Genomic DNA, 25,748 nt, shown 5'->3' with positions numbered 1-25,748 from the left:
ACCCTCGCTGTTCGGGTAGGAGTGCAATGCTCGTCGTCCATGCGACGTTTCCGATCGATCCGAACCACCGCGACCGAGCGGTCGAACTGATGCGAGAGCTCGCCGAAAAGTCCCGGGCGGAGGATGGAATCATCGACTATCGGGTCAACACGGATATCGACGACCCGAACCTGTTCCGGTTCGTCGAACGGTACGAGAGCGAAGCGGCGTTCGGCGCACACGTCGAAACGGATCATTTCGGCGAGTTCGAGGCGGCACTCCCCGAGTTGCTCGACGGTGAGCCCGACGTAACCCGGTTCGACGTCGAGAGCGTCAGCGACGTCGAACTCTAGTCCTTCCGGCCGCACGTCGGTCGAATCCCGAAACCCATCCCCGACCGCGGTCTCTACCCGACTGGCCTCGAAGTCCCAGTATCGACTCTGGCCTTCGACAGGGGCCTTTTAAATCGAGTGGGACCAGGTGTGCGGATTGCACAGCCACGCGTCCCCTATATGAGGCGGCGGCGTACCAGGAGCCGGAATGGTGAAAGCAGCAGTTATCGTTCTCGCAGGCACCGACTCACACGCCGACCAAGGCCGTCTCGCGAACGGGCTCGAAACGGCCAAGGAGTTCGCCGAGACGGACGGCGACGACGTCGAACTCATCTTCGACGGAGCCGGGACGCAGTGGATTCCCGAACTCGAAGACGAGGACAGCGACTACCACGAACTCTATCGGACGGTTCGGGACGATACCTCCGTCTGTGACTACTGCGCCGGCGCGTTCGGCGTCGACGACATCGTGAACGACGCCGGACTGGTCACGCTCGACGACCACGACGGGCACCCGAGCATTCGGTCGCTCGTCGCCGACGGGTACGAAGTTATTACTTTCTGATAACTGTCGTCTCTAACACCGCGCGTGAACGTAGAGACGGACCATTCGAGGACAGTCAGTCGATTGCGGGCTACCGACGATTACGGATCGTCGTCCAGCGTACGACGAACTGATTCGATACGTGATCGGATCGACCGACACTCAAGTGTCGAGTATAAATTAGAGATACGTTTTACTGCGGCGCTTATCCGCCGGCACGCATCGCTTTCTGGGCGAAGCGTTCGATAAGCGAATCGAGGGCGTTGGGGTCACCCTCGAAGATCAGGTCGACCTGCGTCAGCGAAACGGACGGGCCGATCCCGACGGTCTGTGAGGAGAGCGTCGCCGTCCAGTCGTCGGCAGCGACGCGGTCGTCGTCGACCCGTTCTGCGCCCAGGTTTTCGAGATAGGTGATCGCGAGACGTTCCGAAATACCGCGGAACGAACGCTCCCGTCGCACCCAGTTCTCGTTCGCACTCATGCGCTCTGCATCCCCCGAAGAGGAATTCGTGCTCGGAAATCCATACCGTCGATGGAAGCTCCGGTATAAAAAGCCACGCGGCGGCGTGCAACGACGGTACACGACCGATCACAGGATTTCGGGGAATCCCATGTACCGGTCGGCGAGGACGTCGGCGCCCTGGTGTTCGGTGACGAAGTCGATGATCGCGTCGGCGCCGAGGTGGGGTTGATCCACCAGCGCGAGGTGGCCCGCCTCCTGGAGTGGCTGGATGCGAACGGGCGCGTTCGTAATGTCGTATCTGAATCGGAAGCGGATCGCCGAGTCCATCATGATGTCCTGCAAGCCCCAGAGGAGCATCGTCGGGGCGGTGATATCCTCGTAGGGAACGTCGAGCATCCAGTCGGGGTCGAGCGACGCCCCACGAAGTGCGAGGGCGCGAATGGCGTCGAGTTTCGGCGAGCCGTAGCCGGCGTCGCCGTTGAGCTGTGAGCCGCCAGCGGCGTAGTCGACCGTCTCGTACGGTTCGCGGAGTTTCCGCAGGTCGTGGGTCGTCCGTGCCGTCGGAACGTCTTCTTTGACCGCCCCGCCCCGGAAGTTGCTCGGGTCGTGCACCATCGTCCGGAGGGTCTGGACGAGTTTCATCGGGAAATCCGCGACGGCCTTCCGGAACTCCTCCTCGTCGTCGACGAAGGCCAGCCGGCCGATGGATTCGATCTCCGCGACCGGCCAGTTGTCGTAGGCGACCGGGTCGACGGCGACACAGATGTCCGTCTTGTCCGGGTAGCGAGCGGCGAAGTCGAGCGCGATACCACCGCCCCAGTCGTCGCCGGCGACGATCATCGAGTCGTGGCCCCACTCGTCCATCAACTCCGCGATGATGTGGGAGTCGTTCTCCCAGGAGTACTCCCAGTCGTCCAGTGGTTTGTCGCTCTTTCCCATACCGATGAGGTCGATGGCGTACGTCTGGAAATACGGCGAGAGGAGGTCCTGAATCGGTTCCCACTGGGAACTGTTGGTGGGCACGCCGTGGACCATCACGATCGGTGGTCCCTCGTCGCCGTCCGTTCGGTAGTGGATCTCGTGTCCGCGTACGGTTGCTGTTGGCATTGCACATACTCGGACGCAGCGTGGTATCTAATACCTGAAGCGACGTTGGGACGGCGTTGCACAGACGACGGCGGAGGGAAAAACGACCTACGTCGACATCGCGTACGCGATGGCGAGGGGAATCGCGTAGACGACGTGGCCGATCGTCGAGACGATCGTCGCCGGGAACGCGACGTTCGGGAACGGGGGCGCAGCGGGGAAGCCGACGGCGGCGAGCCACAGCGGCATCACGAGCGCCGCGAGGACGAGCGTCGTCAGGATGCCGTAGACGACGCCCAGACCGATCGCTCCGGTGAACTCACGGGCAGGTTCGCGTAGCGGTCCGAACTGGACGAGCGCGACGTACACGAGACCGAGGACGACACCGTGGAACTGGTGGATCGCCCAGCCTGCGAGCAACGCCGGGCCGTCGATACCGTACATGGCCGGGATTACCACCTCCAGCAGCGGGGCCGGCATGACGAACATCATCATCAGCCCGAAGAGGATGCTCCCGACGAACCCGCCGGCCGCTCCGGCGATCCATTGATCCGACGTCACGGACGATACTGACGAGGCCGTTGTGGTTTCAGTAGCCATAGTTATCTCCACTCCTGATCACGTGCTCTGGACTAATAATCAATTCGCTAACCATTTGGTGAGTAGGTTACCACGAGGAAATGTCGGAATGCAACCGGACGTTCATACTCGAAGACGTGTGAACGGACGTATGGAAGAGTTCGACTTTCTGGTGATCGGCTCCGGGTCGGGGCTCGACGTCGCCAACGTTGCAGCGAATCAAGGGCAGTCCGTCGCCGTGGTTGAGAAGGGGCCACTGGGCGGCACCTGTCTCAATCGCGGCTGTATCCCGTCGAAGTTACTGCTCTATCACGCGGACGTCCTCGAAACGGTCGAGCGTGCCGGGGCGTTTCACATCGACGCTCGCGTCGAGGACGTCGGGTTCGCCGACATCGTCCGGGAAGTGAACGAGGAAGTCGAGGCGGACGCGGAATCCATCCGACAGGGCCTTCGCTCGTCGTCCCAACACAGCCTGTTCGAGGGAGAAGGACGGTTCGTCGACGACCACACGGTCGAAGTCGTCGACGGCGAAGACGACGGGGCCCGACTCCGGGCCGAGACGATCCTCATTGCGGCGGGATCACGGCCGGCGATTCCGTCTATCGACGGTATCGACGAGGTCGATTATGTGACGAGCACGGAGGCGCTCCAACTCGAAACGCCCCCGGACCATCTCGTGATCGTCGGCGGTGGCTACATCGCGGCCGAACTCGGCCATTTCTTCGGGACGTTCGGCAGCGACGTGACGATCATCGGCCGCCGACCGAACCTGCTTCCGGAGGCCGACGACGAAGTCGCCGAATCCTTCACCGAACGGTACGCCGACCGATTCACCGTCCACACCGGCCACACTGCGACCGCAGTCTCCGAGAGTAGCGGAACCGTGTCCGTCGAGGCACAGTCGTACGAATACGGAGACGATGGGGGTATCGTCGACGACGACACAAGCGTCACCGTGACGGGCGACGAGTTGCTGATCGCCGCCGGACGGGTGTCGAACGCCGATACGCTGAACCTCGATGCCACGGGGGTCGAAACCGACGAGCAGGGGTTCGTCGAAACCGACGAGTACCTGCGGACGGCCGCCGACGGCGTGTGGGCGCTGGGTGACATCGTCGGCGAGTACCTGCTGAAACACAACGCCAACCACGAAGCACGGACCGTCGCGCGAAACATCTTCGGGAGCGACCTCGAGCCGATCGATTACAGCGCGATGCCCTTCGCGGTGTTCGCCTCGCCGGAAGTGGCTGGCGTCGGCGCCAGCGAGAGCGACCTGCGAGCCGCCGGGCGGGACTACGCGACCAACACCTACCGATACGAGGAGACCGCCCGCGGCGACGCGATGAAAGCCGAAGGCTTCGTGAAGGTGCTCATCGACCTCGACGGGGAAATACTCGGTTGCCACATCGTCGGCCCCGACGCCTCAACGCTCGTGCAGGAAGTCGTCGTCGCGATGACGGCCGGCACCGGAACCGTACAGGACATCCGCGAGAGTATTCATATCCACCCGGCCCTCCCCGAAGTCGTCCAGCGGGCGTTCTCCGGGCAGTTCACCCGCGGCGGACACGATCACTGATTGCGCGGGGTGGACTGGGCTGGTCCCCTTCTCGTACCCCTACGACTCGGCGGTCGTGAGCGAGTAGACGCGCTGTCGGGCGTCGGCGAACGAGATTCGGGAGGTCACCACATCCTGGTCTTCGAGTTTCCGCAGTGCGTACCGAACTGTTCGGTCCGGAAGTCGCGTCGATTCGACGAGTTCCGCCTGTGTGAGACGGCCCTCGTACTCCAGCGTCTTGGCGACCAGTTTCGCGCTCGGCGGGAGTGCTCGTAACGACGATAGTTCCGGCGACGACGGGACGGTAGTCTGACCAACCATTAGTATCAGCGACGACGGGAACACTCTTAACCCCGTATCGGCTGTGCATTGGAGCTACACGCTCGGATTTGGCCGTCTCATACGAATCTTCGTAACCGTATCACGCGCTCGATGTCGCCTCCGACGTGAACACGCGGGTATCCGGTCTGAACGCCGCCCAGCTGAACCAGAAGAGGTCGTCCCAGTGGGGATGTCGGTCGAGCGTCCGCCCCGCGAGCTCCCCAGCGACGGCCTCCCCCGAGAGTGTCCAGTACGTCCCAGTCTCGTCGTCCCGAGCGACGGCCTCGCCCGGACCGTCAGGCGCGGGACGGAACGTGAGGACCTGCTCCCCGACCCGTCGATGAACGGACCCGCTGATTTTTGTAAGTCGACTCTGATGTACGGAGTATGCATTCGCCGTCGCTGGGTGGATTACTCGCAACCGACGGTGAGACGCCCGATGCGACATCCCACGTGGTAGGGCGATTCGATGGGAATCAGATTCTCGTTCCGCTCCTCACCCGAGCGGTTCCTGCGCTGACCGATCAGTTGAAAGTCGCAACGACGCTCGCACGCGCGACGGACGCCTCGCTGACGGTCATCAATCCGGTTAGTACTATCTCAGGGATACCTAACGAATATCATCACGAGATATCCGACGGCGACGAAGCCGACCTTCTGGAGTGGGTGTTCGATCAGACCACCGAGTCGCTTCCACGAGTGAACGGGGATTGTGTCTACACCCGCGGTGTCGTGACCGGCGTCCTCCAAGCAGTCAGAACGCGAAACGTGGATACCCTCATCGTGCCCGGGAGCAGCCGTGAGCGTCGCCTCCGCATGGGCATCACCGAACGGATTGCGGCCCACGCCGATGCAGACGTGGTCGTCGTGAACGGTCGGACCGGATTCACGGATCCGGCATCGATTCTCCTCCCGATTGCTGGCGGCCCTCACTCGGGGCTAGCCGCCGATGTGGCAGCCTCTATCGCTACCGGCTCCGACGCTTGGATCGACATCCTACACGTCATCGACGATGACGCACCCGATCAGCGGCGAAACGAAGCCGAAGAGTTGGTAGACGACATCTACCGTTGGATCGGCCGCCCGGACACTACGACGAAGTGGGTGCTCGAGACGACAGACACTCTGGCGGCGATCACCGACCAATCGCGGTGCTACGACCTCACGATCATCGGCGCTCCGACGAAAGGCCGTCTGCGGAAGTTCATGTTCGGGTCGACGAACCAATCCGTCCGGAAACATGCCGGAAGCGTCGTGCTTTCGGCCCGAAACAACAGTCGACGCTAATCCGAATTCGCCGCAGAGAGCTGTGCGGTGTGTGACCTCGTTGTAGTCTCGGTCCGGGATCATAGCACGTGCCGTGTGAACTGCGTTGCACACTCGCCGGGACTATTTGTCGTGTTTCAGTGAACGAACGATCGGTGACAGTCGATGGATACTGACCTCGGACCCACTGGGACGGAAACGCTCTGTGACGTGTGTACGACCGAACTGGATCGTGTATCGAAAGTCGGACGGCTCGCCGATCGGGAACTGGACCTCCTCCGACAGCCCAAACGTCGTATCAACGTGAACATCCCGATACGGATGGACGACGGGAGCGTGGAGGTGTTCCCCTCCTTCCGGATCCAGTACAACACCGCCCGTGGACCGACGAAAGGTGGGATTCGGTACCACCCGTCGGTGAACGCCGACGAAGTCGACGAACTGGCCTTCCTGATGTCGCTGAAGTGTGCCGTCGCCAACATCCCGTTCGGCGGCGCCAAAGGGGGGATACAGGTCGACCCGTCGCGGCTCTCGGAGGGCGAACTGGAGCGCCTTTCGCGAGCCTACATCAACGAGTACCACCGGAACATCGGCCCGGAGACGGACATCCCCGCGCCCGACGTGAACACCGACGGCCGGATCATGGCGTGGATGCGGGACGAATACGAGTCGATCACCGGGGGGCAGGCACCGGGCGTGATCACAGGGAAACCGGTCGAACTCGGCGGGAGCGAGGGCCGCGAATACGCGACCTCCCTCGGTGGGGCAGTGATCCTCGACGAGTTCGTGGACGAGGTGGAGATGACACGGGAGAGAACGACCGTCGCGGTTCAGGGGTTCGGAAACGTCGGCTCCTACCTCGCGAAGTTCCTTCACGAGCGCGGATACGATGTCGTTGCGGTCAGCAACGTCGACGGCGGAATCCACGATTCGAGCGGCATCGACATGCCGGCGCTGTTCGATGCGTACGAGTCGAGCGACGACCTATTCGAGTTCGGTGCGGCGGAGATTACCAACGCCGACCTGTTGACACTCGACGTCGACGTGCTGATTCCGGCCGCCATCGAGAATCAGATCACCGAGGCCAACATGGCGGAGGTGCAGGCGGACGCAGTGCTGGAGATGGCCAACGGCCCGACGACGTCGCGGGCGGATGAACACCTCACCGAGCGGGGGATTCCGGTGATCCCGGATATCCTCGCCAACGCCGGCGGGGTCACGGCGTCGTACTTCGAGTGGGTGCAGAACACGACGAACGAGTACTGGACGGAAGAGCGGGTGCGTGAGAAGTTGGCGACACAGCTCCGAGAAGCATTCGCCGACCTTCGAGAGATCAAAGTGGCGTCCGAGACGACACGCACCTGGCGAGAAGCGGCGTACACGCGCGCCGTCGAGAGCGTGTTACAGGCAGAGGCGTACCGGGGCAACGTCGCGAGGGCCGACGTCGAACGATCGGACTGATCACCGTGTGTCGGAGCCGGTCGGCGTAGACCCACTTTCCTGCGATCGGGTAGGAATCACGTTCAATGGCCCAATGATTAGATCCATTTGATCGCGGTATAGATGTAGCGAACCACGGGATGAAACCGCCATCGGTCGGAATCGTTCAGTAGCTGAACGAAATCAACGGCAGTGCGTTCAGAGCCGATGACATCGACGATTGCCCCGTCGTTGTCGTGCGATTACGACCGAGAAATCGGCGATGGGCGCTGCAGGCGCTCGTTCGGTCGCTGAACGATTTCCCTTGCTGGGCCTGAAACGGTCGAAATCGAGGGTTGCTGGACACATCAAAAGACACAGTATTCTGTGATTTCATAGTATCCTGTATGCCTTCGATCACGGTCAATGTCGACGACAACCTCAAAGAGCGAATGGAGAAGCATCCGGAGATCAACTGGAGCGAGGTCACGCGGCAGGCTATCGAAAAAAGATCGACGCGCTCGAAGTGATGGACGAACTTACCAGCGAAAGCGACCTCACCGAGAGCGACGTTCGGGATATCGCCGACAAAATCAACGAGAGCGGGCGGAAGCGTGTTGACGAGGAACCGACGTAGAGCCGACGAATGAAGCTGGTCGTCGATGCCAACGTCGTCATCTCCGCGCTCGTCGCCGATTCGAAAACGTGGGAACTCATCGTCACGCTAGACCCGGACCTCCTGACTCCCGCGTTCGTCCACGACGAAATCGAGAACTACGAGGAGTTGATCGCGGAGAAATCAGGGATGGACCCGAACCGAGTAGCGCAGTTCGTCGACCTCCTGTTCCAGTACATCGAGGTCGTTCCCGTCGACGAGTTCCATCCGGCTATTGAGGAGGCGAACGCAGCGATCGGCGACATCGACCCCAGCGACGTGCTCTACCTAGCTTGTGCGATCGCCAGTGGTGCGGCCATCTGGAGTGACGATTCCGACTTCGACGAACAGGACGTAGTCGAGCGGTACTCGACGAGTGACGTGATCGACTCGTTCGACACACGCTGACGGAATAGTGGATCAGTTCACACGTCGAATCCGTTCCGCCTGATACGGATTATTGTAACTGTTTACCGGTGGTTCGCCAGCGTGGTCCGGCGAACCACCGGTAACGACTTACAATAAACAGTATGAGTTCCTCTGCCAACTCATCGTCAGTATCCGCTGAATATGTGCCCTTCATTTTGCGGACGCCGGTATCACCTATACAGAAGTTGTCAGGTGGATGCTGCGAGATACAGAGCGTGGATGCAGTATGAGAACTGTATAATTTCTCTAAAATTGGATCTGCATTAGCCGACAAAATAAACATACACACGATATATGCGCTGTGGGAACCTCTCGTTAGGGTCTGTGATATATCGTGTTTCAGAAAGTGAAACGCCTACTTCGCATTTATTACTCATCATCAATTAGCCCGCTTATGAAAGACACATATCAAGTGACAGCTCAGAAATGTTCGCTTCCAACGCTTGGCCGTCCGACAGAGTGTATTGAGTGAGAAAAATGAATATCGTTGACAGCCTCCGACGCAGAGCATCCCACTGGCCGATTGGAACATTCCTAACCGTACTTACACTCTATTCGGGACTCGTCTTCGCGGGCCTCTATTCTATGTTTGGAACTACTATTCCGACACTGGGAGTGATGGTCTATGCGTGGGCTCCGATGATTACTGCGGGGGTGACGGTCTGGCTGCTCGACGAAAGCGTTCGAGACTGGCTTGGACAACTTCGCAACCTGCGGGCTGGCATTCACTGGTATCTCATCGGTATCGCTATCATGATGCTCGGAACCGAAGCCGAGACGATAGTTGCGGTGCTCCTCGGCAGCGACGTGGCGGTTCCCTACGCTCGGATCAGTGATTACATCATCACGTTCGGTGTCACACTGTTTCTGGCTGGTGCATTAGAGGAGTTGGGCTGGCGTGGCTTCCTGCAACCCCGTCTCCAGCGGCGATTCAGTGCGCTCCACGCGAGTCTGGCGATTGGCGTCGTCTGGGGCCTTTGGCACGTCCCAATGATACTCACTGGAACCGGCGACTTCACCGTTTTCTGGGAGTACATGGTGAATCTAGTAGCGATATCAGTCATCCTTGGATGGCTGTACAACAACACTGATGGAGCGTTGCCAGTCGTGATGATCGCGCACGCTTCGCACAATATGCCCCGTATCGGGGACGCTGCCGGAGACGTGCCCGCCGTGTTTGACATCATGTCAGGAGACACCGTATTCTACCTGCTCTGTGCGTCGATCATTGCGCTGTATGCTGGGTCACAGACGTTTAGACGGGATGGAACTCTTCCTGCGGTTCCCGGTCAACTCAAAGAATATGAACCGGATCAGGAGGGGACTGCTGACTAACGACCTGTCAGACTGGTTGTGATCCAGCTAGTACAGCACTTGAACTGACCGATCCGGTTTGACCCAATCCGAGAGGGACTCAGTACAAGACTCACGCTGTCTTTTCGTCACTCGGCGGATCATTTTATTCAGTAGCTGATAGGTATCCGAGTGACCGATGCAGAGGTTGTAGTCGAGGGTGTCATAGAACTCTTGTCACACCGTGATGATCGTACTTCCCGGATTGTCTCCACGTTCGTAGTTGGTGATAGCGACGACGAGGCGAAGGCACAGAGCAAGAAACACCTGCGCTCGTGCGTGGACGCGGCCTCGGGCGTGCGTTCGCCCGAGGCCGCAGTCCTTCACTGATTCGTTGGTTCGTTCGACTCCAGTACGGCGGTTGTACGTCTCATCCAGCGTGGACTGCTTCAGCTGAACGTCCTCGCTGTGTTGTTCGATGCGGTCTTCGACCCTGTACTCGATGTCTTTCGGGTCGTCGGTATTTCGCGCGTTGTACGGAGCGACTGGCACGACCCCTGCGGCCAGCAGGTGGTCGTGCCAGTCGAGCGTGTCGTAGGCGCTGTCACCGACCATCCAGATGGGCTTGGCGACGGCGAGCGCGTCACATGTGACGCGCATCGCCGTCTCTTCTGGTGCTTGCTTGCTCTCGGTGAACTCGGCTGCAATCGGGATCTTTTGTCCGGTCGAGACGACCGTACAACCGTAGCCGTAGTAGTACTCTTCAGCCGTGGGATCGTAGCATTTCGACGCGTCTGGATCGGCGGGCATCGCTCTCACGTCTGTCGAATCAATGCAGTAGGTCAAGTCGAGCAGGCCGCGCCGAGCGGCCTGCTCGACGAGGTGGTTGAACACCTCGTCAACGACGTGTTCGAGGTCGGTGAGGAAGCGATCGACCGCGTCTCTGGACGGCGGTCGATCGAACCCACAGCTTAGCCAGACAACCGTGTTCCGAAGCTCTCGTTCAACCGGACGGATGCCGTAGATATCGTGGTAGTAGCAATGGAGGAAACCACGCATCAACTCTGGTGGCTCGTGCTCTCGTGTTCGCCCCGTCTCCGCCGGGGCGAACACGTCGAACTCTTCGAGAAACCCAAAGGAGAGATGCTCAAACAACGCTAACGTCTCGGTCTCCGCGACATTGAAGAACGTCTCTACCGAAGGATCATCTTGCAGGGTCGCTGAACTCATTCCACCTCAGCGTTCACCCTGCTCTTTGGTGTGGTAACTGTTCTATGACACCCTCGAAGAAGCATACAGGAGTATCGCGCCGCTCGTGTTGAGTTTACTCGGCTGGTCGATTATTTATACGTCGATGCAATCGCCACCGTTTTCGGCATCGTTCCTACTCGTTCTGGTTCTCCTGACCACGGTGTATCTAGCTGGACTTTTTGTGGTGACTCGGATCGTAACCGGCCAGACAGCAGCCACGACCACCAGAATCAATAACTTCGGTCTCGGTAGTGGTGTCGGGCTGTTCGTTTTCCTGTTTCTCATACTCGTGCGTGGTCGGTCAGCCCTCCTTCTTATCGCGTATGTGATCGCGGAGGCGATTGGTATCGGAATCCTACGTCGGACCCCCAAATGACGTGATTTCGAGTGATAAGTGAGTCTCCTGTATCGAACGATTCGCTCCTCTAGGAATGAGGGTATGCGAACCGTTGATGACACGCTTTAGAGTCTACTAGATTCGCTGTAGATTCTTTCCCATGGACGCTTGTCAGATGTGGGTCCCCGAGTACTGAGAGTTATGTGTCGCTCCCCGAGGGTGTGTGGAATTTCTGGCCGGAGGAAAACTCGGTGAGTTCCTCGATGCGGTCTTCAAGCGCTTCAATTTCATCACGCAGTTCGTCAGCTTCGGGATCGTCTGCTGAAGCGAGTTGATCTTTCAGACCCTGGAGTCGCGTTTCCTTGCGTTCTTCATCTACCTCCGATTTCCGGACGTACTCACGCTCGTCAATCTCGTAGACATCGTCAGGTGCGAGTTCGGTCACCTCCAGCGCTTCATCGACTTTACTGCTATCGACGGTCGTCACGCGCTCGCGGTCGATACCTGCATCTTCCAGCGTGGCGAGCACCTCCTCGTCATCTTTGAGCGAGCGGTATTCCCGACTTGTCCGCTGAACAGAACCGAACTGCGCGTGAACCGACTGGTCGTGGTGGACGCGATCAAGTAAGAGGTCGGCCACCTCTTTGCGCAGATCATCCGTGCCGCGCTGGACATCGGATAACAGCGTGTAGAGGTTGACCAGTGCGGGCGTCTCCAATGCGTCGAGGTCATCGACGTCGTGACGTTCCATCGCATCGATGAGCAACAGTAGGTCCGCATAGACTGGCTGGTCAGGTTCCGCCCGCTCGTCCGTAGTGGGACTCTCGTCGCTAGCACGGACACGTTGAGAGCCGGTCGGCGCATCGGTGGCATGAATCACGCCATCCTGTTCGTCGATTTCAAATCGGGGATGAAGCGTCAGTACAGCCGCATAGGGGTCTGCATCCGGTGGGAGCCGGTCCAGGTCGAAGCCGTCCGCAGCATCCTCAACACGATCGATCAACGTTTCGAACTGCTCGCGCTGGAGTGGTTGACTGTCGCCACTGTCGTGGAATCGAATAACGATACGCGGATTCTGGACGCTCGTGATAGTGAATTGCGTGCCTGAAAGCGGTGTCAGGAGCGTCGCCTCATCGTCAAGCGCGTCACACTCCTCACGGAGGTTCTCCCAAGTCACACCCGCAGCCATACTCACCCCTACGCCCGACTACTACAAGATTGCTTGGAGATCTGGGGAAGTTTGTAGCTGAAATCTGCGTCGTGAGAACTTTTAGCTAACCGGACCCTAAGGAAAGCGTAGCAGTCTACCGATTTTCGACTGTCCGAGATGGCTCAAGTGGCGTCGTCAGCGTGACTTGACTCCCGGTTACATCATCGGTCTTAATCTCAAGCGTTCCGCCGAGCGCTGTTACAATCCACTTGACAAGCCAGAACCCAACGCCAGTCAAATGCTGAAGATCCGTTTCTTGCCCCTGTTTGAGTGTCTTACAGACTACATCCGGAATCCCCTGTCCGTCATCTGCGACAGTAAGCGAAACGCGTTCTGTCTCAGTATCAACATTCACTTCCAAAGTGATTGACGGCGCTGCATTTTCTGTGTGTCTGAGAGCGTTTTCGAAAAGTTCTCTAAGCGCAGGTTTGAGTCGCTCTGGCACATAAACCGGGTCTTTGGACGGGCATTCAAGCATTATTGTGGCCTCTGATGCTTCGTCACCAAGGGAGGTTATCACATCGTCATAAAGTTCGCTTACAGGGACAGTTTTGAAGGGGGGAGAGAGTTGTTCAAGTGTGTCTTTTCCGGTCCGTATCTTGTCAATCAACGATTCGAGTTTTTCTGCCTGCTCGGCGATTTTTCGGACGTGGGATCGCTGCGTGTCTTTTTCCACTGACTGCTGAAGTTGCTCCGCATGTCCGTATATGACGTTGAGATCGTTCCGTAAGTTATGTCGTAGGATTCGGTGCATTACACTAACGTGTTCTTTGCGCAACTGCTTGTCGGTAATCTCGTTTTGCACGGCGACAAACCCGAGTGTGGAGCCCTCGTGAGTCACCGGCGCGATCGTCTGGTGGGCTCTATACTGCGTTCCCGACTTACGCTGATCGATAATGGTTCCTTCCCAAACTTGCCCCGAGGTGATCGTTTCCCACATGTTTTGATAGAACTCGTCATCATGTTCGCCTGACTGGAGGATACTCGGGTTTTCACCTTGGACTTCATCACGAGAGTACTCAGTTAGGTCTTCGAAGGCCGGGTTCACGTATTCGAGCGTCCCGTCGGTATCAGTAAAACAGACTGCGTGTCCCGTTTGCTCAATTGCCTCTTTGAATCGGGTGAGCTCCCGTTCGCGTTCTTTGCGTTCAGTAATGTCCCGCATCGCCGCGACGACCCCCTGGATTCTGCTGTCCTGATCGTAAAGCGGATAGTACCTGATGTCGATGGTTCGTTCCCCACGGTCGGGGTGGACACGGTTCATCTCGTAGTGGGTCGTCTCTCCGTCGAGAGCAGCCTCCAGATAGGGCTCGACAGTCTCGTACTGCTCGTGTCCGATAACCTGCCGTGCGGACCGACCGCGAACCTGCGCGTCCCCGAGCCTGTGGTACTCGCAGTAAGCCTGGTTGGCAAAGAGGTAGTTCCCTTCGTCGTCGAGTGCGGCAAGAAGGTCACCGGAACTCTCGATTGCCTGTTGATACCGACGCTGCTGTATCTCCAGTTCTTTGCGCTCGGTTATATCCCGGCCAATGCCAACGAAGCCAGCAACCGCGCCAGTACCGTCGTAATACGGTGTGGCGGAGAACTCGTAGGGGATGTCTTCGTCGCTCTTCGTAATAAAGTGCCCTTCAGTTCGTTCCGCACGCTCGTTGTGGAGCACGTTCGCAATAGCGTGCTTGATCAGGGGACGCTCGTCAGCAGGGAAAAATTCCCACGGTTGCATTTCAGCGAGTTCGTCAGGGTCGTACCCTGTCACTTCGGGTAGGCGATCGTTGTACTCTACGAGGGTGCCCTCTGTGTTGAACACATAGAAAACATCGTTGAGCGCGTCGATGGTGCTCTGGATGAATGCCTGTTGATCCCGAACTGTCTGCTTGTGGCGTTTTCGCTCAGTGATGTCGTCAATCATCACGACGATGCTGTCATCCATCTCACCAGGCTCGTCAAGCGGATACGACTGAATGTGGTACCAGTGGTCGTCGCCCTCCTGCGTTGTCCTCTGGACGGTTCGGTTGACAGTATCACCTGCAAAGACGCTGTCGAGTACTGGCTGGAAGGTTTCGTTTTGCTCGGCTGAAAGGACGTTTTCGGCCGTGAGTCCCGCTACAGACTGGTCGCCGATGTCGAATCTCTGGCGGAACAACTCGTTGGCAAACAAGAGCTCCCCGTCTGTTTTCAGCCCAATCATCATCTCTGGTGCCTGTTCCACGAGTTGTTTGTAGCGGTCTAACCGCTGTTGGTGCTCTTTGCGAGTTTGGATTTCTCGGACGGTAGCCACGAGACTATCTTCATCAGCAAGACACGAAAGGTGAATCTCAACGGGCAATACCTCTCCCGTCTGTGTTTCCATGCGCCGTTCGAAGGTGACTGCTCCCTCGTTTCGCGCTTGCTTAATTAACTCTTCAGGAGTCTCGTCTTCTCCTAGTGGCGGTCCGGCATCAATCAGATGCACGTTGGTACCGACTAACTCCTCCCGTTCGAACTCAACCATTTCACAGAAAGAATCGTTCACCCGTTCTATGGCCCATGTCTCTGCGTCACGCACAACCACACCGTCCGCAAGACTGTTGAGAACCTTCGATGAATCCGCTGTGTTAGCGCTCATACAGATGACAGAAGAATCGCACATATAGCGCTTTGTTTGATTCCAATGGATTAATAACAGAATTTTGGAGTGTTATAACTGGTGAGATTATATGTTCTCGACTTTTTTGTGTTGATGTGGGTGATAAAACCTTCAAAATTTGTGGATAGTAATTCTGCCGTTCCCCGGTGGTGACAGCTCGTTTCACAAGCCAGTCATAAACACCATCGTTGTATAGGGGTCGATAGATGGACGCTTTATCATGTCAACGATTTTGACTCGGCCACGCGCGTATTGTGTACGATATACACTGCAACAAATCTTATTTTGAGCTACACCTGTTGATTTAGAAATACCAGTTTGTTTCCCACCGCTTGTTTAGCTATACGTATCGCTGGTGCATATGTCGCTCAAAGAGGTTCTAGAAGCCGCTTCCGGTACTGTCTTCATCAACTCATCACAGGGAGATTTCGATGTAGTCTTTTATTGCCGTTAGAGTATTTTGCTTGTGAGAATTGTGAAAGGATTGAAGTACTCTGAAGGAGGAAATTTTGTATGGCAACCGAACGTGGCTCCACGGCTGGTCAGGACTTCTCCCAACAAATAGCTAATGGCATAGGGTGTCATAGAAGAGTTGCCACGGTGTTTATTTCACGAGTTCAAAAAGAATCAGTCGTGAAACTCTGCGTGCATATGTTGCGCAGTGAGAAACACGTCAAAATTAACATTCAGTAATCAAAACAATCACGAATATGTCGAAGTTGTCTCTGATAAGTATAATACTGGGGATTGTGCTGCTCGGAGTTGCCGGATATATGGCATACTCTCAGCAACAAAGCCTCTCGTCCGGGGTGCAGATTGAAGCCACGGTAGAGAGCAAAGAAGTCACTATGGATTCCTCAAAAAGCGGGGATAAGTACACGCCCCACGTCACTTACAGCTACACGCACAACGGAACCCAATACACTTCCGACAACATCAACCCGGGAGTAGGAACAAAAGCGTCCGACACAAGGACTGCCGCGGAAGACAGAATTGACCAGTACAATGTCGGGGAGACAACCACGGCCTATGTCGTGCAAGGCTCACCCTCGAAATCGTATCTTAAGAAAAAGAGTAGCCCTCTACCACTTATACCCGGCATCTTAGGCCTATTCCTGATCGGAAGACCAGTCTACAAATCCGTCGCTTCTTAATTTCGAACCGCTCCGTTAGGGTGATGTCCTTCCGCTTGGTTGCTGAATCATTGCTTCATCTTCTGGCTCTAAGTCTCGCACGTGATTCGTAACAATATTATGGTATTTTGAGTGTCGGGCTGGTATGTGGGTATCCTGTGTTGGCCGGTCCGACCTAATCAAGTCTGGATACAGGTTGTGTGAGAGGCGCGTAGGGAGTACAGCGTGTGGGTGACCGAGTGACCGGGTATGGATACGATGTCAGTTTTATTCATCCGGGTGTTTACTTGGTCACCGGTGTGAGTAGTCTCCAAGGATAATGTCGGGTCTCAGTCTCTGTGTTCGGAATAGATTACTGCGATGGAAATACGGGCTTATCGGTGGGGGAGTGGCTCTTCCGTGTACTGCGGTCAGTTATTGGCAGACCGGGTCCGAAGTCTCGGTGGCGGCAGTAGTGTTCGGCGGGATCCTGACCGGGTACTTACTCACCCGGTCGGACAGTGAAACAACTCGTGCAGGGATCCAGGTTGGAATCGTTGGTGGACTCCCGATTCTCTGGGCCGTATTCCACACATATGTCGCCGTAGCAGGGTTCACTCAACCGGAGTGGGTCACACTCGGACAGGGCATGTTCCTGACCGTATTTACCGTCGCCGGGTTTGGGATCGCCGCGGTTGTTGGCGAGATCGGCGTCCGGATCGGGACGTGGCTGGCGGACACCGTTGAGGGTCGCCGCAACCACGGACACAGTAACTGACGACGCGTCGGGACGACCGTCTTTCAATTGCTTCTCGCTGAATCAGCTGTTCAGTAGGCCTGCGAATCCGGTATAGTTCCATCTCCGACTCTCAGGCAGGATCAGTCAGCAGAGCCAGCAGAAAGGTTGTGTGCGTCAGTCGGTAAGATACGGCAGCGGACTGACCGGTGCCATCATTGGTGCGCCGGTCAGTATCTGTCCCAGTTGCGGCACGTGTGATGCGCCGTAGACGACTAGCACCCGTTCGTCATCCTTCGCAGGCACGTTCCAAATGTTCGATGCAATACGCAGGTTTCGTTGTGTCCACGCCGTCATCAGTTTCACAGCCGTGTAGTCTCCCGGCTCGCTGTTTTCAAACGCCGTTGCATAGAAGTTCATATCGTTATTCCACATAGCTGCTCCCACGCCAGGCGTGTTCAACCACTGATAGAACTCCACCAGCGAACCTTCATCAAGCCGCTGCTGTTTCTCCGCGTTACTTTCGGCTGCGTCCGGAAGCGGATATTCGACGGTATCAGGATCAACGAGCACGGCTCGCAGCGAATCCGGCAACTGCTGCTTTTCCTCATCAGTCAGTAGTGCTGCAGGACTTTGGAAGTAGTCAACAGCGGCAACGGAGTCGTGTCCGAGCTTGTCAGCGAGTCGGAACCCGATCTGAACGGTTTCGTTGCTTCTGTCCCGCTCCCACCCGGAGACAGCGGTCAGCGTGTCGGGGTCGTCACGGTAGGCTGCGTATGCAGCATCGATGACCGACTGCTGTGAGACCCGTTCCTCAACGGCGATCCGGTCGGGCTCCCAGTCTGCAAGCCGGTGGGTCAGTGTTTCGAGTTCGCGCTGCCGCTTTTCACCCAGAATGTCCCCTGGATCGGTGGCATATGCGTTCTGTGTGTCTCCAGGAGACTGTGCGAGATGCGTTGAGCCGAGGAGCATCACCTCACGTTGGCCCTCTTTCGGGTCTGGCCACTGGTCAGGCCCCGCCGCGGCGGGAGTTTCAGCGTTAGTTTGTAGCCCGGCACAGCCGGCGAGTCCAGCTATCGCCGCGGCAGCAGCTGATCCCATTACTGACCGCCTGTCCAAGTGAAGTTCCGATCGCATAGTTCGCTACCCACCAGGTTTCTGGTATCAACACAGTATAGCTGCCAAATGATAAACAATCTGAACGCTCAAAAGCGAGTTTGAGTGATATACATTTGAACGCTCAGGAGCGGGTTTCAGCTCTGCTACATAGAACAGTTACACTCCACAGGCCGTCCTGATAGATCCTGAGTACGTAACGACTCGATCTGCTAGAGCGTTGCCCTGATTTGAACGATTTTTACTCTGTGGTAGTAAATCTGCTATGCCACCCCCATATGAACAGGCGACTCTGTTGAAATCCTATTCTTCAGATATATTTCCGCCTGAAACAGCCGGTCGGTGAGAGCTGCGAATGTATCGGCTATTCTCCACTAAGACTGCGCCCGTAGACGTAGCTGAAAAAGAGGCTGAGTGGGACGGCTATCCAGATCGTCCACACGACCACTACCAAGATGGTATCGGGGTACAGCTCAAAGAACGCTCCGAGGAACTCGGTGAGCGAGGTCGGCGGGTCAACTCCCCCGTATGGGTTCAAAAACTCGTAGCCGTACACCGGAGCCAGTAGCAACCACACGGCAGTTCCGGCAAGGTAGTTCCCGGCGACCGTGACCAACGCTGCGACGGCACTGTAGTATGGGACACTCGACGGCAGGGAGCGCCACGTGAGCGCCCCGACTACGAATCCCGTGGCGAGGTACACCGGGATCGCAGACAGAATCACCCCTGCGGAACCCACCGTACCCGAAACCAGCGTACTCACCGGAGCAAACACGATGCCACCGGCGAGGACACCGACGGCCATACTGTAGCCGGCCCCGACGTCCTGTCGGTCCCCGAGCGGCAACCGTGTCGGTCCGTATCGACCGTACAGCCGCACCACTCGGTCCAGCCTGGCTACCATAACGCTCTGCACTCGTAATTTGTACTTGAAAATACTTTTTCCGCCGGCTGGACTGCATCTCGCTGTCCATCTCCCGATCTGGGGCAGCATAGGCTATAGGATAGACCAGATACACGGGCCGAACAGTATGAGACGGGTGTCTGACGCCAGTTTCTGGACGTTTACCGAGCTGAGTTATGACCTAAAGGCTGCAAACGCAGATATCATACGGCGTTGTCACCGATAAGAGGATAATTCTGCTCGCTGAATAATCGAAGCCAACTCGATCGATATATTTCCAGTCTGTATTTATCGCTCCCTTTCCGCGCCAGATGACGACTATCTCGCGACCGATTCGCGCGGTGTATCTTGCACGGAAGTCTTGACAAGACTTCGATAAGCAGAGCGTGCGGAAGTTTCTATGACACGCTGGCTGAATCCGTACCAGTCGACGAGTTCAGCCAACTTAGTCTAAGTAAAGGTTATATTGTTTCCGTAAGCCAGACAAAACATCCGGATGACTCGTAAACAGATAGGGAAAAACACGGGGAGGTCTGGGCGAGTAAATCTGTCCGGGCCTGAACTCGATAAGTTCGATGCGGAGGTGGGCGAGCCAATCAAAATCGACATCGCTGAGTCGAAAGAGATCGCTCACGCACTCATCAACAATAGCGACCGTGGAGAGTTCATCATCGTCTCCAAACCGGGGCAACAGGAAGTTGATTCATGAGTAGCACAGACTATCCGAGTCTGTTTGAGGCGTGTACTCCTCGGGGAGATGTCCTCGACGGGACGCTACAGGAGGATCAGTTCGCAGCTAGCTTGGCAACTGTCGCTCATTCGCCGGATGACTCCGCACCGGTCTATCGGAGTGCGACGCAGTTCTTCGATATGACGTACCCGACCGACGGGCTGCGAACGCTCCTGAGTAATCTCACGGGACGGTTCCTCGCCGCTGACGGATACGACAGCGGCGGTTACTCCAGCAGTATTCTGTGTCTGGACACCCGCTTCGGTGGGGGCAAGACGCACGACCTCATCGCCTCGTACCATCTCGCGAATCATCCGACTGATATTGGCGATCTCAGTCGCCATCTCGTAGAGGGTGAGGACGACCTCGGTGCTGCCTACCTAGATGCGGTAGATCAGGGTCTTGATGTCGACACCTCCGTCTTCGTCGGAGGACACGTCGACGCCCGAAATGCCCGGAGCGATCGGTCAGACCCGAACGCCCCGAACACGCGGACGATGTGGGGCGAAATCGCCTACCAGCTATACGGCCTCGATGGCTACGAATATATCAAAGAGTACGACCAGGACCGGAACGCACCTGGCGGAAATACGCTGAAGGGGCTGTTCGAGCTTGGTGATGGTCCTGCCCTCATCCTCATCGACGAGATTGCAGCCTACCTCGAGGCGGCGTCCGCGGTCGAAGTCGGAAACGCGACGTTAGCCAGTCAGACCCTGAGCTTCGTTCTCTCACTCCTCGAAACCGCGTCAGAGGTCGACAAGGTCACGGTCGTATACAGTATCGCAGACACTGCTTTCGAGGAAGAAGCTGAGGAAGTCCGTACCCTTATAGAAGGTCAAGGCGAATACCCCCGCCTTCCTGTGAGGGACGAGTGTTCCGACCGCTCAGGTCGGAACCGAGGACTGAACAGGCGGGGGATGAAGCCGACACGGTGAGCAACAGACCACCGAGGGACTGCCCGGCAGGATATTCCACCGTCAAACGACGCTCTTAATAATATTTTACCCATAACTGGTTATGAAGCAGGACGATGCTGGAGACGACCCGCACCTACGTTGCGAAAATCACGAACCACCAGCAGGTTCGTGACGACCTTGACGCCTGTGGGTTTGCAGCATCAAAACTGTGGAACGTCGGACGCTACTACATCCAAGGTCGGTGGGACGACGACGGTGAGATCCCTGACGAGAAGGAATTAAAATCGGAGTTGAAAGACCACGAACGCTACAGTGACCTACATTCGCAGTCAAGTCAGCGAGTTCTTGAGGAGCTTGCTGAGGCGTTCACCGGCTGGTACAACTCCGACGACGGTAACAACCCGCCGGGCTACCGGAAACGTGGCGACCGACACCCACGTTCGACCGTGACGTGGAAGCAGAAAGGCATCAAACACGACGACAAACACGGGCAGGTTCGCCTCTCGAAAGGCTGGAACCTCAAAGACGGGCGCTCAGACTTCATCCTTGTGGAATACGAGACGCGACCGGATGTGACCGTTGAGAACATCCAGCAGGCGAGAGCGGTCTGGAATGGCGACCGATGGGAATTGCATCTCGTCTGTGAGACAGCAATTCCCGTTGAAGACGCACCCGGCGACAAGACTGCTGGAATCGACCTCGGCATCAGCAACTACCTCGCCATCGACTACGAGGGCGGTCCAAGCGAGTTGTATCCCGGCAACCGACTCAAAGAGGACAAGCACTACTTCACCCGCGAAGAATACCAGACAGAGGGTGAGAACGGCCCATCAAAACGGGCGCGTCGTGCCCGGCGGAAACTCTCACGTCGGAAAGACCACTTCCTGCATACGCTCTCAAAACACATCGTCCAGCGGTGTGTCGAAGAAGGGATCGGGACGATAGCTGTGGGCGACCTGAGCGATATTCGAGAGGGCGACGACGGCAACTCACGAGACTGGGGCCAGCGTGGTAACAAGAAGCTTCACGGATGGGAGTTCGACCGTTTCACCCGCTTACTGGAATACAAAGCCGAGGCACACGGAATACTGGTTGACCGTGTGGACGAAGAAAACACCTCGAAAACCTGTTCCTGTTGCGGGCAGATTCGAGATGCCAACCGCGTCGAGCGTGGCCTGTACGTCTGTGAGTCGTGTGAGACGACGATGAACGCAGACGTGAACGGAGCGGTGAATATCCGCCGAAAGATAACTCAAACTCCCCCAACCGGGGATATGAGTAACGGCTGCTTGGCACAGCCCGGAGTCTACCTGTTCGATACAACCACGGGTGCATTCCACCCACAAGGACAGGTAAACTGCAAACCCTAATATCCCAACGCTCGGGATTCACCCCGCCTTCAGGCGGGTGAGGATGTCAATGATAAGTATCCCGACCTCGCTAACGATGAGATACCGGAGGCCGTTGATCCGATCACTCATATCCATCCGTCCGCTGCCGCGGTCGAAGCACTCCGCCAATGGCATATCGGTGACGGGGACTACGAACACGCAAAGGCGGCTAAACACCTACTTGCCGAATCCGTCCATCGCAGTCTTAGCAAGAATCACCGCTCTATCTTCGAAAAATCCCTGGTTGAACTCGTTGAATTACAGGCCCCGCTACGCCACGACAACACCTGGGAGCTCACCCTCGCTGTCGATTATCAGCCGATATCTGTTTCGCCGGAGCAGATACGACCGATCACCGTTCGGTTGTGCGTCGCTCAGATCTGTCGCTGGAGCGTGTCGTCCTCGAGGAAGTGGTCGATGTGGTGGGCGTCGTCTTCGACTTCGGAGAGGATCCCCTGTAAGAGATCGGCTGTTCCCAGATCGCCCAGTTGCTGGGCAAGCAATGCGTCCTCACGGAGTGTCGTCGCCAGTGTCTCGTAGGCAGCGAGATCGGCCTCAAGCGACGATCGAATGTCGTACACCGTCTCACCCTCGAAGGCAACGAGGCTACGCTCGGTGGCTGCTTCCGGGCCCGCCACGGGAACGCCTCCGAGTGCGGTTATGCGCTCGGCGAGTTCGTCGGTGGCCTCCTCTATGTTCTCGTAGCTCTCGCCCAGAAATTCGTGAATACCGAGAAACTCCGGGCCCTCAACGTTCCAGTGGTGCTTTTGAATCTGCCGGGCAAGGATCTGCAGGGTGGCGAGGGAGTCATTGAGTGCCACGACGAGTTCCGCAGCCGCTTTCTCGTCGATCCCGAGCGGGTTCGCTTCGTGTTCGTCGGCAGTCTGTAGTACGGTACGATCGGCGGCAGTGGGTTCCGTCATCATCGCTGTATAGGATAGAAGGGGAGCCATTAACTTCCGACTTTGTTCGGATATATGCGGAATTTCACGCCAGGTATCCTCGATAATGCGGTCCCCACATCGCAATATTTCTTAGAGCCACGTAGAGTGATTGAAACAGTTGATTCTGACGCGTAGAAAATGTTATTTAACATAGCTATCGAAAGAATAACATTGGCATGTTCCAAAGTACGTATATGCGGGAGTTCGTCTTCACGTTGTCGTATGAACGCGGTGTGGACACGCTGGTGGACGCGTTCATCGACCATCCGGATGTGAAGGCACTGTCGACGACATGTGTGGCGACAGCCGAACACATGTGGCGCGTCGACAACCTGTTGGGCCCTGAAAGCGCCCTCGACCGCATCGAGGAACTCTTCGTCGATGAAAGTCGGTGTAACGAGTGTCACGCAGTCAGCTGCGACACCGAACGCAGCTACGAGGTGTTGGACCGGGCACCGACGTACAGAGTCCTGTACACCCATCGCCGTGAGATCCGTGGCTGTCACTCCATTCCATACCTGACTGTCGAACACGTCGGTTCGGGTGTACTCTTCGAAACCGAGCGAACCGGACACACCTACGAGTGGACCGTGCTAATGCCGGACGATACCGGCGTTGGAGGGCTCTATGACGCGGTCAACGCGGAACTCCGTGACGGCGTCACGCTCAATCTTGAGCATGTCAGAGGCCATCAAGGGTGGCGAGCCGAGACACTCACAGCGACCGAACTCTCACACGATCAGCGGAACGCGATCAAAGCAGCTGTTGCACACGGCTACTATGAGACCCCGCGGGAATGTACGATCACTGAGCTTAGCGAGCGCCTGGACGTTGCGCGGTCAACGCTGCAGTACCGGCTCCAACGGGCCGAATCGCAACTATTCGCCGCGGTTGTCGATGAGATGCCCTGATACGCGCGGAGACAGTTGACAGCCTCCCATCCCCGAGGGGGTGGGCGTTCGCTCGTTACGTGTCACCTAGAGGCTGGGAACCATTGTGAGGGGCAAGGGCGAGAAACAGCAGCTGCTCAAGGATACAACGCTGAGCGACTCGCCGGGATGGTTCTGAGCGTACGCCGTGCTTTAGCAGGGTCTAGTGGAGTTCCGTGGTGCGATTCTCTTGTGCACAATATTGACGGACTGAACTATCAGATTGAATCAAAGTGCTGTACGTATCGGTATCCATCTGGTGGGTACGGTCGGTTTCGTATTTGGAAAAAACATCATGATAAGCTTATTAAAAGAGCTGAACAGTGGTCAAAAAATACATTTTTTGTACTTTTTTGTTGTGTACGATGTGGAACACCGGCACACAAAAGAGATAGGCAAACTCGTCGCATCTGTAGATCAAGTTGACAAGGTATTAGACGGTCTGCATCCGAGTAGCAGAATAGAATACTGCCAATCAAAATCGCAAGAAAGCAGCACGATTCAGCCACAGTATTACTCAGACGATTAAACTAGAACGCATGGCCTACACCCAGGACGAGCAGGCGATGGGGTGGCACATCTATCTGGAGGAGACGATGGACGTTCCCTTCGAGGCACGCTGTATCGAAGAGCAGGACGTATCACCGCTTGATGAAGGGGAGACGGTTCGTGTGGTCGGCAAACCGTCATCGGAGCCGTCGCTCCGCCAGCAGTTCGTGACCATCGAGTGGATGGACCGGGAGTTCGGTGTCCCACTGAGCCAACTGGAGCCGGTTGAAGCCAGTGATGACACCGAGCAGGCCGTTTCAGACTGGCATTACAGCGGTTCAAGGAGAAAGCCCACGGCTTCAGCCGTGGGATGAATCCGACAACAGCCGAAACAACTACGACGGTTCGTATCGTCGGTTGTGCTACCGAGTCTCGGGTAAGGATATGCACGCCAGCGCGGCGGTAGATGAAGCCCGCTATCCGAGTCGGGGGCCGGACTGGCACGGCCCACAACCCCACCGAACGACGCGAGTGGGGAACCTCTCCGTCGTGGGCACGGTCTGTGACCGTGGAACCCCACGACTTCAGTCGTGGGAGGATGTCAGTGGCTCGACCGATAACATCAGCAGCGTCGATGCAAAATAACTCCACAAACATGGCGACCTACCGTTTCCGCGTCAAGTACGAGCACGATCCCCGGTCGCTGTGGCGGGACATCATCGTCGGGGCGGACCGAACCCTGGACGAGTTCCAGTCGGTGCTCAACAGCGCGGTCGGACTGAACCAAGACCACCTCTGGTTCTTCGGAACTGACCAGGACTACTGGGACAGCGACGTCCAGTACAAGCGCCCTGGAGAGATCGAACAATCCCCAGACGGAATGTTGCGCGGTGGCGAGGAGTATGACGCGGGCGAGACGACAGTCGGTCAGATGGCCCGTCAGTTGGACTTGGACGAACGCGACCGGATTTGCTACCTCTTCGACTACGGTGACGAATGGCGCTTCTATGCCATCCTCAAGGAGATCAACGAGGGCGAAACCAGCGATACAGAGCCAGAAGTCGTGAAAGAGAAGGGCGAGCCTGTCGAGCAGTATCCGCCACCCGGCGAAGGCTGGTAGTCATCCTGAGGAATA

26 protein-coding genes and 1 pseudogene are annotated in these 25,748 nt (G+C 57.1%); 16 read left to right on the top strand and 11 right to left on the bottom strand.

The features are described from left to right. The first annotated feature begins 26 nt into the window (after window positions 1-26). Window positions 27-332 (top strand): putative quinol monooxygenase, encoded by a 306-nt coding sequence (locus NO364_RS06725; protein ID WP_157688162.1) that lies wholly within the window; start codon window positions 27-29, stop codon window positions 330-332. Window positions 333-519: 187 nt separating this feature from the next. Further along, window positions 520-876, top strand: coding sequence for a DsrE family protein (locus NO364_RS06720; RefSeq protein WP_157688163.1), 357 nt, complete (start codon window positions 520-522; stop codon window positions 874-876). Between the two features lie 184 nt (window positions 877-1,060). Here the strand turns inward: NO364_RS06720 and NO364_RS06715 are convergent, their stop codons facing one another. The 3 genes from NO364_RS06715 to NO364_RS06705 form a co-directional block, all read right to left on the bottom strand. Further along, window positions 1,061-1,336, bottom strand: coding sequence for a MoaD-like domain-containing protein (locus NO364_RS06715; RefSeq protein WP_157688164.1), 276 nt, complete (start codon window positions 1,334-1,336; stop codon window positions 1,061-1,063). Between the two features lie 108 nt (window positions 1,337-1,444). Continuing rightward, complete coding sequence (locus tag NO364_RS06710; protein ID WP_157688165.1) at window positions 1,445-2,425, bottom strand: alpha/beta fold hydrolase; 981 nt, start codon at window positions 2,423-2,425, stop codon at window positions 1,445-1,447. 87 nt (window positions 2,426-2,512) lie between these two features. Then, a complete protein-coding gene (locus tag NO364_RS06705) occupies window positions 2,513-2,965 on the bottom strand; it encodes a hypothetical protein (protein ID WP_233255282.1) in 453 nt (150 codons plus the stop codon). 169 nt (window positions 2,966-3,134) lie between these two features. On the opposite strand from NO364_RS06705, the gene NO364_RS06700 reads away from it, so the two are divergent. Beyond that, the gene (locus NO364_RS06700) at window positions 3,135-4,559 is read left to right on the top strand and encodes a dihydrolipoyl dehydrogenase (RefSeq protein ID WP_257628863.1); all 1,425 of its coding nucleotides are present in this window, start codon (window positions 3,135-3,137) and stop codon (window positions 4,557-4,559) included. A 39-nt stretch (window positions 4,560-4,598) separates the two neighbouring features. On the opposite strand, the gene NO364_RS06695 is transcribed toward NO364_RS06700, so the two are convergent. Together NO364_RS06695 and NO364_RS18300 are read right to left on the bottom strand one after the other, a co-directional pair. Beyond that, a complete protein-coding gene (locus NO364_RS06695; RefSeq protein ID WP_251328551.1) occupies window positions 4,599-4,859 on the bottom strand; it encodes a winged helix-turn-helix domain-containing protein in 261 nt (86 codons plus the stop codon). A 100-nt stretch (window positions 4,860-4,959) separates the two neighbouring features. Beyond that, window positions 4,960-5,307: a DUF3179 domain-containing (seleno)protein gene (locus NO364_RS18300; protein ID WP_394352061.1), complete on the bottom strand. Its 348-nt coding sequence runs from the start codon at window positions 5,305-5,307 to the stop codon at window positions 4,960-4,962. On the opposite strand from NO364_RS18300, the gene NO364_RS06690 reads away from it, so the two are divergent. The 5 genes and pseudogenes from NO364_RS06690 (at window position 5,247) to NO364_RS06670 (ending at window position 9,963) form a co-directional block, all read left to right on the top strand. Further along, entirely contained in the window at window positions 5,247-6,146 is a 900-nt protein-coding gene (locus NO364_RS06690; protein ID WP_157688170.1) for a universal stress protein, read from the top strand. The two genes, NO364_RS18300 and NO364_RS06690, sit on opposite strands and share 61 nt — an antisense overlap. Before the next feature lie 144 nt (window positions 6,147-6,290). After that, on the top strand, window positions 6,291-7,586 hold the full coding sequence (locus tag NO364_RS06685; protein WP_257628862.1) for a Glu/Leu/Phe/Val family dehydrogenase: 1,296 nt from the start codon (window positions 6,291-6,293) through the stop codon (window positions 7,584-7,586). Window positions 7,587-7,951: 365 nt separating this feature from the next. Then, window positions 7,952-8,181 (top strand): annotated as a pseudogene (locus NO364_RS18295) (hypothetical protein). Between the two features lie 9 nt (window positions 8,182-8,190). Next, on the top strand, window positions 8,191-8,607 hold the full coding sequence (locus NO364_RS06675) for a PIN domain-containing protein (RefSeq protein WP_257628861.1): 417 nt from the start codon (window positions 8,191-8,193) through the stop codon (window positions 8,605-8,607). A gap of 639 nt (window positions 8,608-9,246) precedes the next feature. Next, entirely contained in the window at window positions 9,247-9,963 is a 717-nt protein-coding gene (locus tag NO364_RS06670; RefSeq protein ID WP_257628860.1) for a CPBP family intramembrane glutamic endopeptidase, read from the top strand. A 195-nt stretch (window positions 9,964-10,158) separates the two neighbouring features. On the opposite strand, the gene NO364_RS06665 is transcribed toward NO364_RS06670, so the two are convergent. From NO364_RS06665 to NO364_RS06655, 3 genes are all read right to left on the bottom strand, one after another. Continuing rightward, complete coding sequence (locus tag NO364_RS06665; RefSeq protein WP_257628859.1) at window positions 10,159-11,151, bottom strand: transposase; 993 nt, start codon at window positions 11,149-11,151, stop codon at window positions 10,159-10,161. A gap of 557 nt (window positions 11,152-11,708) precedes the next feature. Continuing rightward, the gene (locus NO364_RS06660; RefSeq protein ID WP_257628858.1) at window positions 11,709-12,698 is read right to left on the bottom strand and encodes a DUF7983 family protein; all 990 of its coding nucleotides are present in this window, start codon (window positions 12,696-12,698) and stop codon (window positions 11,709-11,711) included. 115 nt (window positions 12,699-12,813) lie between these two features. Next, on the bottom strand, window positions 12,814-15,324 hold the full coding sequence (locus NO364_RS06655) for a PAS domain-containing protein (RefSeq protein ID WP_257628857.1): 2,511 nt from the start codon (window positions 15,322-15,324) through the stop codon (window positions 12,814-12,816). A 731-nt stretch (window positions 15,325-16,055) separates the two neighbouring features. Here NO364_RS06655 and NO364_RS06650 point away from each other — a divergent pair. Beyond that, the gene (locus NO364_RS06650; protein WP_257628856.1) at window positions 16,056-16,499 is read left to right on the top strand and encodes a DUF3592 domain-containing protein; all 444 of its coding nucleotides are present in this window, start codon (window positions 16,056-16,058) and stop codon (window positions 16,497-16,499) included. A 298-nt stretch (window positions 16,500-16,797) separates the two neighbouring features. Continuing rightward, window positions 16,798-17,235, top strand: coding sequence for a DUF5518 domain-containing protein (locus NO364_RS06645; protein WP_257628855.1), 438 nt, complete (start codon window positions 16,798-16,800; stop codon window positions 17,233-17,235). 135 nt (window positions 17,236-17,370) lie between these two features. On the opposite strand, the gene NO364_RS06640 is transcribed toward NO364_RS06645, so the two are convergent. Both NO364_RS06640 and NO364_RS06635 read right to left on the bottom strand, forming a co-directional pair. Beyond that, window positions 17,371-18,165 carry a DUF5694 domain-containing protein gene (locus NO364_RS06640; protein WP_257628854.1) on the bottom strand — a complete coding sequence of 265 codons (795 nt, stop codon included), beginning with the start codon at window positions 18,163-18,165 and terminating at the stop codon, window positions 17,371-17,373. 508 nt (window positions 18,166-18,673) lie between these two features. Further along, complete coding sequence (locus NO364_RS06635) at window positions 18,674-19,213, bottom strand: hypothetical protein (protein WP_257628853.1); 540 nt, start codon at window positions 19,211-19,213, stop codon at window positions 18,674-18,676. Between the two features lie 496 nt (window positions 19,214-19,709). Here NO364_RS06635 and NO364_RS06630 point away from each other — a divergent pair, with 496 nt between their 5' ends. The 3 genes from NO364_RS06630 (at window position 19,710) to NO364_RS06620 (ending at window position 22,230) form a co-directional block, all read left to right on the top strand. Then, window positions 19,710-19,922, top strand: a complete 213-nt coding sequence (locus NO364_RS06630; protein WP_049934196.1) for a hypothetical protein — start codon at window positions 19,710-19,712, stop codon at window positions 19,920-19,922. Beyond that, window positions 19,919-20,878 (top strand): DUF499 domain-containing protein, encoded by a 960-nt coding sequence (locus tag NO364_RS06625; RefSeq protein ID WP_257628852.1) that lies wholly within the window; start codon window positions 19,919-19,921, stop codon window positions 20,876-20,878. The genes NO364_RS06630 and NO364_RS06625 overlap by 4 nt, the downstream gene beginning before the upstream one ends. Window positions 20,879-20,973: 95 nt before the next feature. Then, window positions 20,974-22,230 (top strand): RNA-guided endonuclease InsQ/TnpB family protein, encoded by a 1,257-nt coding sequence (locus NO364_RS06620; RefSeq protein WP_257628851.1) that lies wholly within the window; start codon window positions 20,974-20,976, stop codon window positions 22,228-22,230. 395 nt (window positions 22,231-22,625) lie between these two features. On the opposite strand, the gene dpsA is transcribed toward NO364_RS06620, so the two are convergent. After that, window positions 22,626-23,177 (bottom strand): DNA starvation/stationary phase protection protein DpsA, encoded by a 552-nt coding sequence (gene dpsA / locus NO364_RS06615; protein WP_257628850.1) that lies wholly within the window; start codon window positions 23,175-23,177, stop codon window positions 22,626-22,628. A gap of 212 nt (window positions 23,178-23,389) precedes the next feature. Here dpsA and NO364_RS06610 point away from each other — a divergent pair, with 212 nt between their 5' ends. The 3 genes from NO364_RS06610 (at window position 23,390) to NO364_RS06600 (ending at window position 25,733) form a co-directional block, all read left to right on the top strand. Continuing rightward, window positions 23,390-24,106, top strand: coding sequence for a helix-turn-helix domain-containing protein (locus tag NO364_RS06610; protein ID WP_257628849.1), 717 nt, complete (start codon window positions 23,390-23,392; stop codon window positions 24,104-24,106). 557 nt (window positions 24,107-24,663) lie between these two features. After that, window positions 24,664-24,987, top strand: coding sequence for a calcium-binding protein (locus tag NO364_RS06605; RefSeq protein ID WP_257628848.1), 324 nt, complete (start codon window positions 24,664-24,666; stop codon window positions 24,985-24,987). A gap of 188 nt (window positions 24,988-25,175) precedes the next feature. Beyond that, on the top strand, window positions 25,176-25,733 hold the full coding sequence (locus tag NO364_RS06600) for a plasmid pRiA4b ORF-3 family protein (protein ID WP_257628847.1): 558 nt from the start codon (window positions 25,176-25,178) through the stop codon (window positions 25,731-25,733). Window positions 25,734-25,748 lie beyond the last annotated feature (15 nt).

The sequence above is a fragment of the Haloplanus salinarum genome (genome assembly GCF_024498175.1).
In the GTDB taxonomy this organism is placed as follows: Archaea; Halobacteriota; Halobacteria; order Halobacteriales; family Haloferacaceae; genus Haloplanus; species Haloplanus salinarum.
This window is presented reverse-complemented; position numbering and strand designations above follow the sequence as displayed.

Coding starts and splice junctions, on each gene's coding strand:
- NO364_RS06725 (WP_157688162.1), top strand. CDS start 27: ATGCTCGTCGTCCATGCGACGTTTCCGATCGATCCGAACCACCGCGAC.
- NO364_RS06720 (WP_157688163.1), top strand. CDS start 520: ATGGTGAAAGCAGCAGTTATCGTTCTCGCAGGCACCGACTCACACGCC.
- NO364_RS06715 (WP_157688164.1), bottom strand. CDS start 1,336: ATGAGTGCGAACGAGAACTGGGTGCGACGGGAGCGTTCGTTCCGCGGT.
- NO364_RS06710 (WP_157688165.1), bottom strand. CDS start 2,425: ATGCCAACAGCAACCGTACGCGGACACGAGATCCACTACCGAACGGAC.
- NO364_RS06700 (WP_257628863.1), top strand. CDS start 3,135: ATGGAAGAGTTCGACTTTCTGGTGATCGGCTCCGGGTCGGGGCTCGAC.
- NO364_RS06695 (WP_251328551.1), bottom strand. CDS start 4,859: ATGGTTGGTCAGACTACCGTCCCGTCGTCGCCGGAACTATCGTCGTTA.
- NO364_RS06690 (WP_157688170.1), top strand. CDS start 5,247: ATGCATTCGCCGTCGCTGGGTGGATTACTCGCAACCGACGGTGAGACG.
- NO364_RS18300 (WP_394352061.1), bottom strand. CDS start 5,307: ATGTCGCATCGGGCGTCTCACCGTCGGTTGCGAGTAATCCACCCAGCG.
- NO364_RS06685 (WP_257628862.1), top strand. CDS start 6,291: ATGGATACTGACCTCGGACCCACTGGGACGGAAACGCTCTGTGACGTG.
- NO364_RS06675 (WP_257628861.1), top strand. CDS start 8,191: ATGAAGCTGGTCGTCGATGCCAACGTCGTCATCTCCGCGCTCGTCGCC.
- NO364_RS06670 (WP_257628860.1), top strand. CDS start 9,247: ATGGTCTATGCGTGGGCTCCGATGATTACTGCGGGGGTGACGGTCTGG.
- NO364_RS06665 (WP_257628859.1), bottom strand. CDS start 11,151: ATGAGTTCAGCGACCCTGCAAGATGATCCTTCGGTAGAGACGTTCTTC.
- NO364_RS06660 (WP_257628858.1), bottom strand. CDS start 12,698: ATGGCTGCGGGTGTGACTTGGGAGAACCTCCGTGAGGAGTGTGACGCG.
- NO364_RS06655 (WP_257628857.1), bottom strand. CDS start 15,324: ATGAGCGCTAACACAGCGGATTCATCGAAGGTTCTCAACAGTCTTGCG.
- NO364_RS06650 (WP_257628856.1), top strand. CDS start 16,056: ATGTCGAAGTTGTCTCTGATAAGTATAATACTGGGGATTGTGCTGCTC.
- NO364_RS06645 (WP_257628855.1), top strand. CDS start 16,798: ATGTCGGGTCTCAGTCTCTGTGTTCGGAATAGATTACTGCGATGGAAA.
- NO364_RS06640 (WP_257628854.1), bottom strand. CDS start 18,165: ATGCTCCTCGGCTCAACGCATCTCGCACAGTCTCCTGGAGACACACAG.
- NO364_RS06635 (WP_257628853.1), bottom strand. CDS start 19,213: ATGGTAGCCAGGCTGGACCGAGTGGTGCGGCTGTACGGTCGATACGGA.
- NO364_RS06630 (WP_049934196.1), top strand. CDS start 19,710: ATGACTCGTAAACAGATAGGGAAAAACACGGGGAGGTCTGGGCGAGTA.
- NO364_RS06625 (WP_257628852.1), top strand. CDS start 19,919: ATGAGTAGCACAGACTATCCGAGTCTGTTTGAGGCGTGTACTCCTCGG.
- NO364_RS06620 (WP_257628851.1), top strand. CDS start 20,974: ATGCTGGAGACGACCCGCACCTACGTTGCGAAAATCACGAACCACCAG.
- dpsA (WP_257628850.1), bottom strand. CDS start 23,177: ATGATGACGGAACCCACTGCCGCCGATCGTACCGTACTACAGACTGCC.
- NO364_RS06610 (WP_257628849.1), top strand. CDS start 23,390: ATGCGGGAGTTCGTCTTCACGTTGTCGTATGAACGCGGTGTGGACACG.
- NO364_RS06605 (WP_257628848.1), top strand. CDS start 24,664: ATGGCCTACACCCAGGACGAGCAGGCGATGGGGTGGCACATCTATCTG.